Source organism: Brochothrix campestris FSL F6-1037, from assembly GCF_000525915.1.
In the GTDB taxonomy this organism is placed as follows: domain Bacteria; phylum Bacillota; class Bacilli; order Lactobacillales; family Listeriaceae; genus Brochothrix; species Brochothrix campestris.
Window position 1 is genome coordinate 1 of the sequence record NZ_AODH01000010.1, and the last position, 15741, is coordinate 15741.

The window sequence follows — 15741 nt, forward strand, 5'->3', positions numbered from 1 at the left end:
GTGAAAATAAGAAGTCTAGAAAGTTCTTCTGGACGACGATTAGAAAAGGATATTTCTATATCTGAACAATTGGATAAAGTAACGAAAGAGCTAAACTTATTAAAAAAAATATTTTTCTCAAGAAAGATGGTGATAGCTGAAAATATAGTGCAGTTTATTAAACAAAATACAGATACCTTTTCCATTACTAAATTAACGGAATTATTTGGAATATCTAGAAGTTTTTATTATCGTCACCAAAATAAAGAGACATTTAAATTTTCCTATCTAGAGCAAAGGATTCAAAAACTAACGAAAGAAAATCACTTTCTCTATGGCTATCGGAAAATTCATGCACTTATCAGTAACGCGTTTTTTGTAGGTATTAATAAAGGAGCTAGGATTATGCGTAAATAGGGATAAAATTGTATTGTGAAGAAGAAAAAATTTAAGAAGCTTGGTAATCCAAATGAATTTTTTGGAAATGTCATTACTAAGGATTGGGCAATAGCTATACCTCTTTGTAAAGTGACAATGGCTATTACTTAGCTACCTTAAAGCAAATGGATAAATTTCCAAAAGGAGCCATTTTACCTAGTGAGCAAGGTTCAACCTACACTACAAAAGAATTTTTTGAAGTAGCCCGCAAAAAAAACGTTATCCGAAGTATGTCCCGTATGGGGACGCCCTCAGATAACGCACCAATAGAATTGTTTCATTCCTCGTTAAAGTCTGAAACATTCTACATTAACAAAGAACCGATTGGTTCTAATAACATTGTAATCGATAGTGTTGAAAACTACATTACATTTTGGAATAACAAACGAGTCTTAACGAAATTAGGTCATCTTTCACCAGTAGATTACCGGAAAAAGATGACCTAATGAGATGCTCTTTTTAAATTGTGTCAAAAAGTAGTTGCATTCCCGTTTTCTATCGGTTCTCTTTTAGGTTTTAGACAAAGTCGAATCAAATTGCTTTTACTTTGAATGTTAGTTCAAGTGACTTTAGCTACGAGAATATAAGGCTAAATCGACATACTGTTAGTCTCTCCGGCCTAAATAAATCATTACCAAACGTAATAATTCCATCACAGCAACTGCTGCAGCTGCAACATACGTCATCGCAGCGGCACTTAACACTTTACGTGCCTGTGGCTCTTCATCACTTTGCAAAATACCAGTAGCTACCAATTGATTTAACGCCCGATTTGATGCATCAAATTCAACTGGCAAGGTAACGAGTTGAAACAGCACACCAGCAGCCATTAAAGCAATCCCGATTAACAAGAAACTGTTTAATGCAGTGAAAATAATCCCAATTAAAATAAACACATACGAGATATTTGAACTGATGTTTGCTACCGGAACAAGTGCGCTGCGTACGCGCATGAAGTTATAGTTTTGCGCATCTTGAATCGCATGTCCAACTTCATGTGCAGCGACTGCTGTGCCAGCGATTGTTGTCCCATGATAGTTCGCTTCTGATAAAAAGACACCTTTTTTACTCGGATCATAGTGATCGGTTAAATGCCCTTTAACAGGGTGAATTGTTACATCAAACAAGCCATTCTCATCTAAAATACGACGTGCCACTTGTGCACCTGTCATCCCATTACGGTTGGGTACTTTTTGGTATTTTTCATACGTCGCTTTGACACGATATTGTGCCCACAGCGGAATAATCATGATGACGACAATATAAATTAAATATGAACCCATTATTAACACATCCTTATTTTTAATATGTATTACTTAATAGTTTACCGTCTTTATAACACCAACGCAATTGATAAGCTAGACGGGGCTACTCTGATAACGTGATGCCGTGCAATTCATTCAAAGCGCTTGCATAGATTGTAAATTTTTGTGCATCACCTGCATCTAAGGCCTCATTGATCGCTTGCTCCAATTGCTCAATTCGTTCTTGCCGAAGTTTTTCATCAACAAAGTGGTTGACTGTTTGTTGTTCGTCCGCACTAAGTTTTTGCTCCAACTTGAAGGGATTTTCTTCATGGACGCGAGCATATTGTGGTGCAAGCATCGCGTTCGGAAAATCAATATCGAGATACAGCTCCTGCTCTGGATGCATCCGAATATCATGAAAAGCTTTTTGAGGGTCAGTCGTTACAAGCTGCTGTTTAAAAAACAAAAACGGTTCTTGTTTCTCAGTGTCGGTCGAGATTAATAACGCCCGTTCGCATTTGGTACTATCTGAGACAAAATGAACACTTGCCAATAAGGTGTCATCTCCTTTTAAAAATTCCAATAAGATGCGCACCTCTGGCACGTGAATCCGAAAATGTTGTATAAACCACGTTAAAAAGTCGCGTTTTTCCGTCACTGTAATCGCCACGGTCCTCACTCCTATTCGTTATCGTCTAAGTAACTCACTTCTTGTAAAATTTCGGCATCATCTGGTTGAAGCGCTAAATACTTCGTCCACAGCTCAAGTGCTTTTGCTGTTTGCCCCTCTTCACGCATAAAGTAACCATAGTCTTTTAAGAACAGTGGATTTTCTGCATAACGTGCATACGCTTTTTCAAACGCTGCCGCTGCCTTATCAAATTCCTCTAATTCTTTATACGCAATAGCTGAATCCCAGTCCAATTGCGGATCGATTTCTTCATTTTCTTGTTCCATCCATGAACTCAAATCAATCACTGCCGCAAAGTCTGCTTGTTTTAAGAACAGTTTGTTTAGAGTGAGCGCGGCTTCCATGAAATGAGGGTCAAGCACTAGTGTTTCACGTAAGTACTTTTCAGCAGCCTCTTGATCATCTAATTTAAGGGCAATTTTTCCACCTTCAAAGTAAAGCTCTTTGTTGAAGTTATCAAGCACTGTTCCTTCTTTAATCACCGTGAATGCTTCGACTAATTTATTTTCATGTTCATAGGCTTTCGCTAAGTACGGATAAAGTGAGGTATAGTTTGGATCCAATTCTTTTAATTGGTTAAAGGCTTCAATTGAACGAACCATTTTATGCGCCTGGAAGGCCGTAAAAGCTAAACCAAATAAGGTATCGACATTAGCATGTTGGTCCAATGCTGCTTCATAATGGCTCATTGCTTCTTCAAATGACCCACCACTGCTGTAACATTCTGCTAAGCGTTGTTGAATGAGGACCCCTGATACTTCATCAATGCCTGCTTCAAGAACAGTATTATAGTAGTTAATCGCGTTAACGAAACGACCCATTTGATTGTAATGTTCACCGAGGGCAAAATCAATAATAGGTTCTTCTGGTACCATATCTTTTGCTTCTAATAATTTTTGTTCGGTTACTTCGAACAAACCTTGTGATTGATACAAATCAGCTAATACTAATAACGCCCGTGGGTAGCTGTCGTCTTCTGGATGTACTTGGTCTAGGTATGTCAACGCCGTATCTTCATCATCGCGGTCAACATTTATTTCAGCTAGGGCAACGAGTAACTCACCTTCACCGGGATAATTAATCAGTAATGTTCCATATAAAGCTTCTGCCTCATCTAAAAAACCGAGTTGGAGAAGTTGTTCTGCTAAATCATATTGTTCTTCATCATTGTCGTTCTCCAGTGCCTTGTTAAGATAAACATGTGCACCTTCTAAATCATCATTATGTAGCGCTTCAATCATTTTCATACCATATGCCATTTATTTCAAATCCTTTCTCTTGCTCATGGTTACTAATTGTACCATATTATGACAAAAAAAGACTGTCGCCTGTTTAGAAAAATTATTAGGCGGAAAAAGACAGCCATCACGTAGTGTGGCTGTCTCAGACTGAAGATAAACGAGAGGATATAACAACGTTTCTTTTCAGTCAAGTCATCTTTTCGCCAAAGTCACTTGAACGAACGTTCAAAGTAAAACCAGTTTAATTCGACTTTGTCTCAAATTGTCGTTTAATCCGTTAGGGGTTTGATTAAACATTTATTTTGCCAACTCAGCAATATCCTCAAAAAAGGTCGGGTACGACACGGTAATCGCTGCCGCATCCGCCAATTCGACAGGTTCACTTGCAATTAAACCTGCCACCGCTAACATCATCCCAATACGGTGATCACCATGTGAGGAGACCAGCCCACCATGTAAGGGGGTTGGTCCGTTAATAATTAAGCCGTCCGCGGTTGGGATAATATCGGCCCCTAACGTTTGTAATTCTGTTGCGACAGTATCAATGCGGTTTGTTTCTTTCACCTTCAGTTCTTCGGCATTTTTAATGACGGTCGTACCTGTTGCCTGTGTTGCCAGTAAGGCAATAATCGGCAGTTCATCAATCAAGCGTGGAATAAGACTGCCGCCGATTTCAGTTGCCGTTAATTTGGCAGTGCTCACTGTTAAATCCGCCATTGGTTCTCCGGTAGTCTTGTTTGCTGTTTGCGTAATGTTTGCGCCCATTTGCGCCAACACCTCAAGAATACCCGTTCGAGTTGGATTAACGCCGACATTGGTCAACCTCACCTGTGAATTGGCAACCAAGCTTGCTGCCACTAAAAAGAAGGCTGCTGATGAAATATCACCTGGTACATAGACGTCTTGTCCTTGTAATTCCGGCTGTTTTTTTAACGTAAGTGTTAAACCATCAATCGCAATTTCACCACCAAATTGTTGCAACATCCGTTCGGTATGGTCACGCGATTTTTCTTTTTCAACAACGGTTGTCTCCGTCTCGCTTTGCATTCCCGCAAATAAAATAGCGGACTTCACCTGTGCACTGGCAACTGGCATGTCGTAATGAATACCTCTTAGTTGCGAATGACCGTTCACTTCTACCGGTGCCAATCCACCAGGCTGTGCTTTTAGCGTGGCTTGCATCAGTGTTAACGGTGCAATGACACGGTTCATCGGTCGTTTTTGAATCGACAGATCACCGGTTAAGCGACTCGTGAATGGACGGCCTGCTAAAATACCCATCATGAGACGAATCGTTGTGCCTGAGTTGCCTACATCGAGAATATCTGTTGCCTGTCGGAGCGCAGCAATCCCTTGCCCATGCACGCGGACACAGTCAGCCTCAAGTTCAATGGCAACCCCTAACTGGCGAAAAACGGCAATTGTACTTAAACAATCGTCTCCCTTTAAAAAAATGACGAATCGTTGTTTCACCCTTCGCCAATGCACCAAACATAATCGCTCGGTGTGAAATCGACTTATCACCCGGCACTTCAATCGTGCCGTTTAATTGTTGTACTCGTGTTATTGTTCTCATCGCTTAACCTCTATTCTAGGACGCTGCATTCAAATGACGTCGCTTGTTCAATGACTTGTTTGGCGCGTTGACGCTCTTGTGTAGACTGAAAACTAATCTGTAAAATCCCCATAATATCCTCGCGCGTTTCGACAACACGAATGTTCGTCAAACTAATATGAGCAGCCGCAAGGACGCTTGTTACTTCTGAAATCACACCAGGATAATCGGGGATATCAATCAACAGGTCACTATAGCCGTGTAAGGCATGACGCTGTTTATTCGGTAACTCCTCGCGGTACGTTTTAGCTTCGGCAAAAAAGGCATGGATGGCTTCTTCATTACCATTGGCAACAAGTGCTTGTATCAAGGCTACTTCATTTTGCCACATCGCCAACAATTCAACGAGGTTGTCGCGGTTTTCTAAGATGATGTCGGTCCACATTTTGGGGTTACTTGCAGCAATCCGGGTCACATCCCGAAACCCACCCGCAGCCAGCTGAATCGTCTGTGGCAATCGTTTCGTATATTTAGCGGTTTGTTGAATCAGTCCGGCGGCAATTAAATGCGGTAAATGACTAATCATTCCCACCATTTGATCATGTTGCTGCGCTGAACTAATTAAAAAATGGGCCTTTGTTCCTTCTAAGTAATGTTGCAATTCTGGAATACGGGCAGCCGCACGATCATTGGCAGGTGTGAGCATGTAGAGGGCGTTTTCAAATAATATCGCCTTCGCCGCTTGCACACCACTCTTATGTGAGCCCGCCATTGGATGACCGCCAATAAACGTATAATCCTGTGCCGTTAAAACCGCGGCTGTCTGTTCGACCGTTGCCTTCGTACTGCTCGTATCGGTAATAATCACCGTTTGTTGCAGAGGGAGTTGGGCTAAATGCTGAATCATCGCCTTCGTTTGTCGGACTGGCGCTGCTAACACAATCACATCCGCTTGCGAAGCCTGGGCATCAAAATCAGTTGCCACCTCATCAATCACACCTAGACGCAATGCTTCTGCTAAGGTTGCTAGATGGGCATCATGACCAATAATTCTCACATCGGGTGCTCCACGTTTAACTGCTAACGCTAAGGAGCCGCCAATTAAACCGATGCCTATTAATAAAAGTCGTTTTGTCATTGTCACACCTCTTTTAATGTTAAATCCGGGCGCAACTGTACCGCTTCGTTTTGGTAAACGTGATGGATGGCCGCCTGTTCCAGATCACTGTCACAGTGAACCATCACACGAATACAGAGTGGTAAGGCATTTGGTACCGACATTTCAAGCATGTCAATCACTGGCACATACTCAAAACCTTTAAAGGAACGAACAAACTTGGCCGGAAAACAAGCAGTGACATCTGCTGTTGCAGAAAAGAACACTGAGCTAATCTGTTCTGCTTGCAACTGGTTCCTCTCAATTATTTCGGTTAGTAAGGCCACCGTTGCCGTTTCAATGGCTGCGGTTGTATTTTGAGCAATTGTCGTTGCCCCTCGAATCCCTCTCATCATCTCGTTCGCCTCGCTCTTCTATGTTTTAGTGCATTGCTTCAAATGCTTCTGCTAACTGTGTTTTCGTCACAACTTGTGAAATCGGTTGACCGACCGCGTTCAACAAAACAAAATGAATCGCTTGATAGGTTGTTCTTTTTATCGTGCATCATTTTATCATACAATTGTTCGAAGGTCAGTGTTGGTGGTAATGAAAAGTCATAGCCGAGCTTTTCGGCCCAGTGTTGCCATCTGGTGACATCAAACTGCAAACCGGTTAGTTGCTGTGATAATAATAAGGCGAATTTCATGCCAATCATGATTGCTTCACCATGGAACCAGTGTTTGAAATCACCAGCTGCTTCGACCGCATGGCCAAATGTATGCCCAAAATTGAGATAGGCACGGATGCCTTGTTCACGCTCATCTTCGGCAACGATATCGGCCTTAATTTGAATCCCTTTGGTTAAAAATGGTGTCATGTCGCGCGCGTATAACGAGGCGCAATTTTGATAATTAGCCATCACTTCGGCTAACAAAGTGGCATCGGCAATTAGTCCGTGTTTGATTAACTCGGCAAAGCCTGATCGCATTTGGCGTTCAGGCAAGGACGCCAATAAACTTGTATCGTAATAAACTGCCTGCGGTTGATGAAAGGCACCAACGATGTTTTTAGCTAAGGGATGATTGATAGCGGTCTTGCCACCAACAGCACTATCATGTGCTAAGACAGTGGTTGGCAGTTGGATAAAATCAATGCCGCGCATGTATGAGGCGGCCACAAAGCCGGCTAAATCGCCGACTGCTCCACCACCTAAGGCGACGATAACGCTTTTACGGTCCAAGTTATGGCTAATCATATGTGTCATCGCCGCTTCGTAGATTGCAAATGTTTTAGCAGACTCGCCGTTTGGTGTCACAAACGGCAACACACTATTGCTGCTGTTCTGTAACCAGTCACAAACTTCTTTATACAAGATGGATACATGCTGATCGGTGATGACTAATACATGTGAATAGTTGGCCAACAATCCCTCTATCGTCTTTTTTTGTTGTTGCAAACAGTTTTGCTCAACGACAACAGGATAACTAGCCGTTGCCGTTTTCACTGTAATCGTAGGCATTTTAAAACTCCTTTGCGCTTTGACGTCTGGCTGCGACTTCACGTTTTAAATCAGCTAAGGTCGCGTGTGAAAACTCTTCTAAAATCGCGTTGGCAACTTCCCAAGCAACCACATGCTCAGCTACGACACTCGCCGCTGGCACAGCACACGAATCAGAACGTTCAACGCTCGCTTTAAATGGTTCTTTTGTATCAATATCAACACTTTGGAGTGGACGGTATAACGTCGGAATTGGTTTCATCACACCACGGACGACAATCGGCATTCCAGTTGACATTCCCCCCTCAAATCCACCTAAATGATTCGTCCGACGGCTATAACCGTCTGTTTCGTTGTAAAGGATTTCATCCTGCACTTCACTACCAGGAATGTTAGCCATTTCAAAACCTAGGCCAAATTCAACCCCTTTAAAGGCATTGATACTCATTACTGCTGCCGCAATGCGGGCATCCAGTTTACGATCATAATGAACGTAGCTGCCGATGCCTTCAGGCACGTTATCTACCACAACTTCAACTAAACCACCGATTGTATCACCATCACGACGCGCTTGGTCCATCCGTGCTTTCATTTGTTCATTGGCTTCTTCATCTAAGGTACGCGTTTCGGATTGTTCAGCCCGTGCTTGAATTTCACTAGCTGTTAGTTGTGAAATATCAACAGTCGCTGTCACACCACCAATTTTACGTACATGACTCGCAACGGTAATGCCTAATTCACTTAATAGTTGTTTGGCAACTGAACCAGCTGCCACTCGCATCGTCGTTTCACGTGCTGACGAGCGTTCTAAGACATTTCGTAAATCACGGTGCCCATACTTGATACCACCGACTAAATCAGCGTGACCGGGACGTGGGCGTGTTACAGTACGTTTCACCACCACATCGTCAGCGATTGGTTCACTGCCCATTTCTTTTAACCAATGACGGTAATCGAGGTTTGTCACTGCTAAGGCAACAGGTGAACCTAAGGTTTTGCCATGACGTACACCGGCTGTGATTGCCACCTGATCTTTTTCGATTTTCATACGTCCACCACGCCCATAGCCACCTTGACGTCGTTTTAAGTCTTTGTTTATATCTTCAGCAAGGATCGTAAAACCTGCTGGTAACCCTTCAATAATCGTTGTAAGTTGTGGACCATGTGATTCTCCTGCGGTTAAATATCTCATCGTTTAACACTCCTGTTCTTTATCGCTTTAAAGTATATTAGTAGTTTAGCATAATTTAGAAACTGCTTCAACCTAGTATACCCTTTTTTGCCAATTATCGAAATAGTAAGTCTATTTAATGACGTAAAAAAAGTCCGACAGCTGCAACATCTCCGTTACCTTTGCCCGACTTTCTGTTATTCTTTAACCAATTTGTTCTGTTTTGTTAAAAAACAAACCAATTTCACGCGCTGCACTTTCAAGTGAATCTGAGCCATGCACGACGTTTAATGATGTATCCGTCGCAAACCGACCACGAATTGATGCTAAATCGGCCTCTAAATGATTCGTCTTCCCATTCAATTTACGACCTACTGCCACAGCATTTTCCCCCTTGCCAAATCATCGCAAAAACTGGACCTGAAGTAATGAATGTAATTAATTTTGCATAAAAAGCCTTACCTTCGTGTTCAGCGTAATGCTGTTTGGCAAGTTCTTCCGAAATCACCATTAATTTTGCTGCCTTAAGTTGCAAGCCTTTTTGTTCGTATTGTTTGATAACTTCCCCTATTAACTGACGCTTTACACCATCAGGTTTAACCATAATAAATGTTTGTTCCATGACTATGCACCCCTTTATTTAAACTCATCCGTTGCTATCAGACTCGATTGTTACCTACGTTTAATCGTCGCGATCTAATAAATAATTAGTAATTTGACGTAACGGCTTTGTTGCTGTTGGGTTTTGAAATGAATCAAGAATCGCAACTGCTTTCCGTAAGTATTGTTCACTCACAAGCTGTGCTTGTTCAATCGCGCCACTTGAGCGGATGGCTGTTAATACCGCTTGTAGCTCTGCTGGTGATGTTGTTTCATTGACACTTGCTATTTGCGCCTGTATGAGAGGGTTCTTCATCGCCAACAAGGCCGGTAAAGTGATGTTCCCTTGGCGTAAATCTTCACCGACTGGTTTGCCAATTGCAGCCGCTGTCATCGTATAATCTAAAATGTCATCTCTAATCTGAAAAGACATACCGACATAATAGCCAAACAAATACAGTTTCTTCGCATGTTGCTCAAGCCCACCGGCAATTGCACCTAATTGGCAGCTAGCTGCGATCAGCACCGCGGTTTTACGTTTAATGCGACGTAAGTACACACGTATGTTTTGTGTGGCATCGTATTGATAGCGGATTTGTTCAATCTCACCTAAGCTCAATTCATAGGTTGTTTGACTCAAAATCTGATGAATTTGCGGGTTACCCATTTGAGCAACACTTTCCAAACTTTTAGCAAAGAGATAATCGCCTGCATACATGGCGATATGATTATCCCATTTCGCCTTGACCGATATTTTGCCGCGACGCATGTCTGAATCATCGACCACATCATCATGTAAAATTGACGCCGAGTGAATTAATTCAATCGCAACAGCGAGTTTCATTGCAGCGGCTTGATTAATTTTACCGAGCCGGGCACATAGCAGCACAAAAATCGGACGGATACGTTTGCCACCTGCTGCTAACAATTGATTCGCCGCTTGTTCAATGATCGGTGATTCTTCCGATTCGACAAGATTAAGGAGCGCTTTATCAATTGTTTTTAAGTCTTTTTTCAAGCTGGCATAAAGACTCATTAAATCCAACATTTTTTTTGCCATTTAACTTTTCTTCACACCCATGTGCGTTGCAGCAGCGCCACCCGAAAATGATTTATACGTCACTGCCACAAAACCTGCTTTCACGAACAACTGTGCCAATCGTTCTTTATCGGGAAACAGACGTGTCGAATCATTTAACCAAGCGTATTCTTTATAACTCTTAGCAAAAACACGTCCAAATAACGGCATTACATATTTAAAATAACCAAAGTATAGTTGACGGTAACCCGGCATGGTTGGTTGTGAGGTTTCTAAACAAGCCAATAAGCCGCCTGGTTTTAACACCCGGTTAATTTCTTGTAAAACCGTTAAGTAGTCAGGGACATTTCGCAACCCAAAACCAATTGTTACATAGTCAAAGCTGTTATCAGCAAATGGCAATTCCATTGCATTACCTTCAATTAATGTAATGTTATCGAAGGCAGAGGCATCGACCTTTTTTTTGTCCTTCAGCTAACATATTGGCTGAAAAATCAAAACCGGTAACATCACCCGTTGGCCCAACAGCCTCGGCCATTGATAAGGTCCAATCAGCCGTACCACAACATACATCCAAGGTTTTGGAACCTGGTTTAATCATCATGTCTGACATCGTTTGTTTCCGCCAACCTTTATGCAATTGAAAGCTGATAACCGCGTTCATTTTATCATAACCGGGCGATACTTTTTCAAACACATCATGTACTTTTTCGAGTTTTGACTGTTGATCTAATTCTTCTTTACTCATAATTTAACGGTCTCCCCTTTACTATTCGGATCAATGAGGTTGTTTAAATGCGTCTTTAACTGCACACTCACGGTTCCTTCTTCAGCTTGTTTCAACGCAGTCGCCAACTTAGCGACTAACGTTTCAATCAGACTTTGTCGCTGTTCTATTTGAGTATCAATCAGACGTGTTGGACGCTGTTTTAACCGGGCCAAAGCAAGTGCCCATTGATAGATTGTTTGTTGCTGTTGCGTAAAGCCAAAGTAGCCTGCTAATGACGTATGAATGAGCGACTCCGTCACCATTAATTGGCCTAAATCGCCCTTGGTCTGTGGCAGTTGTTCGTAATAATTGGCCCGTACTTGATTGATGTCACCAATTGCCTGTGAAAAGATAGCGAGTAAATCTTCATTCGCTAGCTTAGCTAATTCACGGTAATATAAACCGCTATAATAATCTCCTGCTAACACAGCCAGTTGACGCTCTTTGCGTATTGCTTCGGTCGCTAAGGTCCCTTCACTCACAGCTTCATGAATGTCGAGCGCTTGTTTAATGAGTAGGGTTGCACACATAATTTGCGAACGCTTCTCAACTGATGGTTGCTGCTGGACAATTTCATAGGTGACCAGCACTTCGGTTAACGTGCTTTGGGGCACTTGAAAATGCTGTTCTAAATAGGGGTAGTCTGCTCGCTTGCGAATATATGACAAGATGTTATTCACATCGTCGGTTGTTTGTTGGAACATCTTATCCCCCTTTCTAAACGGTTACTTAATCATATTCAATAATTCAAGACGTGCAGCATCATTGTCAGCATAATGGCCTCGTGCTGCTGTCGTAATTGTCACTGCTCCTGGCTTTTTAACACCGCGCATCGTCATACACATATGTTCGGCTTCAACAAAGACGTACACACCCGCTGCCTTGAGTTCAGTCATAATCATTTCCGCCACCGTCACTGTAATACGTTCTTGGACTTGGGGACGCTTACTTATTTCTTCGACAATTCGTGCCAGTTTGCTTAAACCGACGACCTTACCATTTTGAGGTAAATAGGCAATACTAACTGTTCCAAAAAAAGGAACAAGATGATGTTCACAGACGGAATAAAATGGAATATCTTTGACTAAGACCATTTCACTGTATGGCTCATCAAACACGGTCGTTAAATGCTGTTTAGCATCGGTGTGAAGACCGCTAAAAATTTCTTCATACATACGCGCTACACGCATTGGCGTATCGATTAAACCTTCTCTTGTCGGATCTTCGCCAACAGCTTCTAAAATACTTTTCACTGCGGCTGCGATTTTTTCCTTTATTAACAGTCATAGACACCTTCTCCACCTTATAAAATACTTCTAATACATCATATCATACACCCTTTTAGAAATAAATACGTCTTTCTACTGTCTCACTGACTTACCGTTATCTTAAAAGCATTTTATAAACTGCTGTTTTGGGAGATAAATTATAACCGCTACACTTAAACCATTAGCTAGCGCGACTTAGGCAAAAAAAAAAAGAACTGCCGAGGCAGTTCTTAACACTATCTGTAAAATATGTAATTATTTTACAGCATCTTTAAGTGCTTTACCTGGTTTGAAAGCAGGTACTTTACTTGCTGGAATTTGGATTTCTTTACCAGTTTGTGGGTTACGGCCTTTACGAGCTGCACGATCACGAACTTCAAAGTTACCAAAGCCAATTAATTGAACTTTTTCGCCTTTAGCTAAAGTGTCTTGAATAGAAGCGAAAACAGCTTCTACCGCTTTAGTTGCGTCTTTTTTAGATAATTCTGTTGCTTCTGCAACACTGTTTACTAAATCTGTCTTGTTTGCCATTGTATGTTTTCACCTCCTTGAAAAAGGATAATTAAAAATCGTACGGTTTGAAAAATCAAGTGATTTAAAAAACTTAATTTCATTAAAAGATTATCACATAAACCTTGTCACTGCAAGTGATTAGACGTTTTTTTAAGCGTTTTCACACCTTTTAGACTATATAATGACTAGTTTTAGCTTAATATTCGCTTTTTTTTCTGGCGACCCATCAGCTCATCGACTGCGACAGTAGGGGATTTCTCATCATACAAAATACCGTAAATCGCCTCGGTAATCGGCATTGAAATCTGCAGTTTTTTTGCCCACAAATAAACAGCTTCGGTTGTGCGAACTCCTTCAACAATCATACCAACTGATGCCAACACTTCCGTTAACGTTTCACCTTTACCTAAACGATAACCAGTTTGCCAGTTACGTGAATGTTGACTCGTACAAGTGACAATCAAATCACCGATGCCTGTTAAGCCCGAAAAAGTTTCTTCCTCCGCACCGACGGCTTCACCAAGACGAATAATTTCGCGCATGCCACGCGTAATTAAAGCGGCTTTGGCATTGTCGCCATTACCGACACCATCAGATATTCCGGCACCGAGGGCAATGATGTTTTTTAAGGCACCACCAATTTCTGTACCGATAATATCATGGTGGGTATAAACCCGTAAATTCAAATTAGAAAAGGCATTTTGAACAAGCTTTGCAGCCGACTCATCTGTTGAAGCTGCTGTTAGTGTTGTTGGCATCCGCCGACACACTTCTTCGGCGTGACTTGGGCCAGACAAAGCGACAACCGCCGCCACGAGTGACGGTGTCATTGCATCAGTAATAATCTCCGAGATTCGTAAATTCGTTTCTGGTTCGATTCCTTTACTGACATGAACAACAACCACGGGATGATCAAGCTGCGTATTAATTGACGCAATCACTTCACGAATCGCCTTTGTCGGCACTGCCAACACGAGTATATCAATGTCTCTTAAAACCGTTGCCATTGATGCAGTCGCTTTTAAATTAGTTGGTAGTTCGACATCAGGTAAGTATTTCTGATTACGGTGTTGATCATTAATTTCCACGGCGGCAGCCTCACGATGAGACCACATTGTGACGTCCACTTGGTTATCGGCTAATACAGAAGCTAAGGCAGTACCCCAGCTCCCTGTACCTAACACTGCAATTTTACTCATTATAATCACCCTTCATTCACATGAATTTATTTACGTTGACGAGAAATCAAACGAATCGGTGTCCCTTCAAACGTGAAGACATCACGAATACGGTTTTCTAAGAAACGTTGGTAAGAGAAATGCATTAACTCTGGGTTATTGACAAAGACAACGAAGGTTGGCGGTTGAATTGCCACCTGTGTTGCGTAATAAATACGTAAACGTTGGCCTTTATCTTGCGGTGCTGGGTTAATCGCAACGGCATCGGTAATAACTTCATTCAAGACGCTTGATTGCACGCGCATTGAGTGACTGTTATACACATCGTTAATGATTGGGAACAATTTAGGTAAACGTTGTTTCGTTAAAGCTGACACAAAAATGATTGGCGCATAATCCAAGAAGATAAATTGTTCACGAATATCAGTTGTGAATTTATCCATTGTTTTATTGTCTTTATCCAATGTGTCCCATTTATTAACAACGATAATAATCCCACGGCCTGCCTCATGTGCATAACCGGCAATTTTTTTATCTTGTTCACGGATGCCTTCTTCAGCATTGATTACGACTAAAACAACATCTGAACGTTCAATCGCGCGCAATGCCCGTAAAATACTGTATTTCTCAGTATTTTCATAAACCTTACCTTTTTTACGCATACCGGCTGTATCAATCATCACGTACTCTTGATCATCAAACGTATGCGGTGTATCGATTGCATCACGCGTTGTACCAGCGATATCCGAAACGATGACACGTTCCTCTCCTAACATCGCGTTAATCAATGAAGATTTCCCAACGTTTGGACGGCCAATTAAACTAAATTTGATGGTACCTTCTTCGTATTCAATCTCATCTTTTTCAGGGAAGCTTGCGATTGCTTTATCAAGTAAATCACCAAGACCAAGACCATGTGAACCTGAAATCGGGTACGGTTCGCCAAATCCAAGTGCATAGAAATCATAAATTTCTGAACGCATTTCTGGATTATCGACTTTGTTAACTGCTAACACGACCGGTTTATTTGAACGATATAAAATTTTCGCAACAGCTTCATCAGCATCAGTGACACCTTCACGCCCGTTGACGATAAAAATAATGACATCCGCTTCTTCAATCGCGATTTCGGCTTGTTGACGAATTTGTTCCATAAACGGTTCGTCACTCAATTCAATCCCACCTGTATCGATGACGTTAAATTGTTGTGTTAACCACTCACTTGCTGAATAAATACGGTCACGAGTTACTCCGGCAACGTCCTCAACGATTGAGATACGTTCTCCGACAATACGGTTAAATATTGTTGATTTGCCGACGTTCGGACGGCCAACAATTGCTATTACTGGTTTTGCCATACAATCACCTTCTTTTCTTTACATTAATTAATAAAGCGCCTCACCTGTACTTCACACCGACTGAATCAATCACGTGTGATTAAAGACAAGAGAGACGCTT

At 41.8% G+C, this 15741-nt stretch carries 14 protein-coding genes and 4 pseudogenes; 2 read left to right on the forward strand and 16 right to left on the reverse strand.

Annotated features, from left to right (window positions below; genetic code table 11):
- Together BCAMP_RS13720 and BCAMP_RS02615 are read left to right on the forward strand one after the other, a co-directional pair.
- Positions 1 to 396 (forward strand): annotated as a pseudogene (locus tag BCAMP_RS13720) (hypothetical protein); the annotation flags it as partial.
- A gap of 146 nt (positions 397 to 542) precedes the next feature.
- On the forward strand, positions 543 to 863 hold the full coding sequence (locus BCAMP_RS02615; protein WP_051456827.1) for an IS3 family transposase: 321 nt from the start codon (positions 543 to 545) through the stop codon (positions 861 to 863).
- A 159-nt stretch (positions 864 to 1022) separates the two neighbouring features.
- Here the strand turns inward: BCAMP_RS02615 and BCAMP_RS02620 are convergent, their stop codons facing one another.
- The 16 genes and pseudogenes from BCAMP_RS02620 to der all read right to left on the reverse strand — a co-directional run bounded on the left by BCAMP_RS02620 (position 1023) and on the right by der (position 15641).
- Positions 1023 to 1700, reverse strand: a complete 678-nt coding sequence (locus BCAMP_RS02620) for a zinc metallopeptidase (protein ID WP_035313444.1) — start codon at positions 1698 to 1700, stop codon at positions 1023 to 1025.
- An 85-nt stretch (positions 1701 to 1785) separates the two neighbouring features.
- Entirely contained in the window at positions 1786 to 2334 is a 549-nt protein-coding gene (locus BCAMP_RS02625; RefSeq protein ID WP_035313447.1) for a YpiB family protein, read from the reverse strand.
- Between the two features lie 11 nt (positions 2335 to 2345).
- The gene (locus tag BCAMP_RS02630; protein ID WP_035313449.1) at positions 2346 to 3614 is read right to left on the reverse strand and encodes a tetratricopeptide repeat protein; all 1269 of its coding nucleotides are present in this window, start codon (positions 3612 to 3614) and stop codon (positions 2346 to 2348) included.
- A gap of 279 nt (positions 3615 to 3893) precedes the next feature.
- Positions 3894 to 5172, reverse strand: a pseudogene (gene aroA, locus BCAMP_RS02635) (3-phosphoshikimate 1-carboxyvinyltransferase).
- Between the two features lie 10 nt (positions 5173 to 5182).
- Positions 5183 to 6289 (reverse strand): prephenate dehydrogenase, encoded by a 1107-nt coding sequence (locus BCAMP_RS02640; protein WP_035313451.1) that lies wholly within the window; start codon positions 6287 to 6289, stop codon positions 5183 to 5185.
- Positions 6290 to 6291: 2 nt separating this feature from the next.
- On the reverse strand, positions 6292 to 6663 hold the full coding sequence (gene aroH, locus BCAMP_RS02645) for a chorismate mutase (RefSeq protein WP_035313453.1): 372 nt from the start codon (positions 6661 to 6663) through the stop codon (positions 6292 to 6294).
- A 38-nt stretch (positions 6664 to 6701) separates the two neighbouring features.
- Entirely contained in the window at positions 6702 to 7766 is a 1065-nt protein-coding gene (gene aroB / locus BCAMP_RS02650) for a 3-dehydroquinate synthase (RefSeq protein ID WP_232217896.1), read from the reverse strand.
- Between the two features lies 1 nt (position 7767).
- Positions 7768 to 8937 carry a chorismate synthase gene (gene aroC / locus BCAMP_RS02655; RefSeq protein WP_035313455.1) on the reverse strand — a complete coding sequence of 390 codons (1170 nt, stop codon included), beginning with the start codon at positions 8935 to 8937 and terminating at the stop codon, positions 7768 to 7770.
- 183 nt (positions 8938 to 9120) lie between these two features.
- Positions 9121 to 9538 (reverse strand): annotated as a pseudogene (ndk, locus tag BCAMP_RS02660) (nucleoside-diphosphate kinase).
- Positions 9539 to 9598: 60 nt separating this feature from the next.
- Positions 9599 to 10576, reverse strand: a complete 978-nt coding sequence (locus BCAMP_RS02665) for a polyprenyl synthetase family protein (RefSeq protein WP_232217897.1) — start codon at positions 10574 to 10576, stop codon at positions 9599 to 9601.
- Positions 10577 to 11303 (reverse strand): annotated as a pseudogene (locus BCAMP_RS02670) (demethylmenaquinone methyltransferase). It abuts the gene before it with no gap.
- Positions 11300 to 12028 carry a heptaprenyl diphosphate synthase component 1 gene (locus BCAMP_RS02675; RefSeq protein ID WP_035313457.1) on the reverse strand — a complete coding sequence of 243 codons (729 nt, stop codon included), beginning with the start codon at positions 12026 to 12028 and terminating at the stop codon, positions 11300 to 11302. Before BCAMP_RS02675 ends, BCAMP_RS02670 begins: the two are co-directional and overlap by 4 nt.
- A gap of 21 nt (positions 12029 to 12049) precedes the next feature.
- Positions 12050 to 12607, reverse strand: coding sequence for a GTP cyclohydrolase I FolE (folE, locus tag BCAMP_RS02680; RefSeq protein ID WP_035313459.1), 558 nt, complete (start codon positions 12605 to 12607; stop codon positions 12050 to 12052).
- A 240-nt stretch (positions 12608 to 12847) separates the two neighbouring features.
- On the reverse strand, positions 12848 to 13123 hold the full coding sequence (locus BCAMP_RS02685; protein ID WP_035313461.1) for an HU family DNA-binding protein: 276 nt from the start codon (positions 13121 to 13123) through the stop codon (positions 12848 to 12850).
- 173 nt (positions 13124 to 13296) lie between these two features.
- The gene (locus BCAMP_RS02690; protein WP_269479253.1) at positions 13297 to 14310 is read right to left on the reverse strand and encodes an NAD(P)H-dependent glycerol-3-phosphate dehydrogenase; all 1014 of its coding nucleotides are present in this window, start codon (positions 14308 to 14310) and stop codon (positions 13297 to 13299) included.
- 20 nt (positions 14311 to 14330) lie between these two features.
- The gene (gene der / locus BCAMP_RS02695) at positions 14331 to 15641 is read right to left on the reverse strand and encodes a ribosome biogenesis GTPase Der (RefSeq protein WP_035313464.1); all 1311 of its coding nucleotides are present in this window, start codon (positions 15639 to 15641) and stop codon (positions 14331 to 14333) included.
- Between the last annotated feature and the right edge of the window lie 100 nt (positions 15642 to 15741).

Excerpts from the sequence above, each read along its gene's own strand:
- BCAMP_RS02615 (WP_051456827.1), top strand. The coding sequence starts at position 543 with ATGGATAAATTTCCAAAAGGAGCCATTTTACCTAGTGAGCAAGGTTCA.
- BCAMP_RS02620 (WP_035313444.1), bottom strand. The coding sequence starts at position 1,700 with ATGGGTTCATATTTAATTTATATTGTCGTCATCATGATTATTCCGCTG.
- BCAMP_RS02630 (WP_035313449.1), bottom strand. The coding sequence starts at position 3,614 with ATGGCATATGGTATGAAAATGATTGAAGCGCTACATAATGATGATTTA.
- BCAMP_RS02640 (WP_035313451.1), bottom strand. The coding sequence starts at position 6,289 with ATGACAAAACGACTTTTATTAATAGGCATCGGTTTAATTGGCGGCTCC.
- aroH (WP_035313453.1), bottom strand. The coding sequence starts at position 6,663 with ATGATGAGAGGGATTCGAGGGGCAACGACAATTGCTCAAAATACAACC.
- aroB (WP_232217896.1), bottom strand. The coding sequence starts at position 7,766 with ATGCCTACGATTACAGTGAAAACGGCAACGGCTAGTTATCCTGTTGTC.
- aroC (WP_035313455.1), bottom strand. The coding sequence starts at position 8,937 with ATGAGATATTTAACCGCAGGAGAATCACATGGTCCACAACTTACAACG.
- BCAMP_RS02665 (WP_232217897.1), bottom strand. The coding sequence starts at position 10,576 with ATGGCAAAAAAAATGTTGGATTTAATGAGTCTTTATGCCAGCTTGAAA.
- BCAMP_RS02675 (WP_035313457.1), bottom strand. The coding sequence starts at position 12,028 with ATGTTCCAACAAACAACCGACGATGTGAATAACATCTTGTCATATATT.
- BCAMP_RS02685 (WP_035313461.1), bottom strand. The coding sequence starts at position 13,123 with ATGGCAAACAAGACAGATTTAGTAAACAGTGTTGCAGAAGCAACAGAA.
- der (WP_035313464.1), bottom strand. The coding sequence starts at position 15,641 with ATGGCAAAACCAGTAATAGCAATTGTTGGCCGTCCGAACGTCGGCAAA.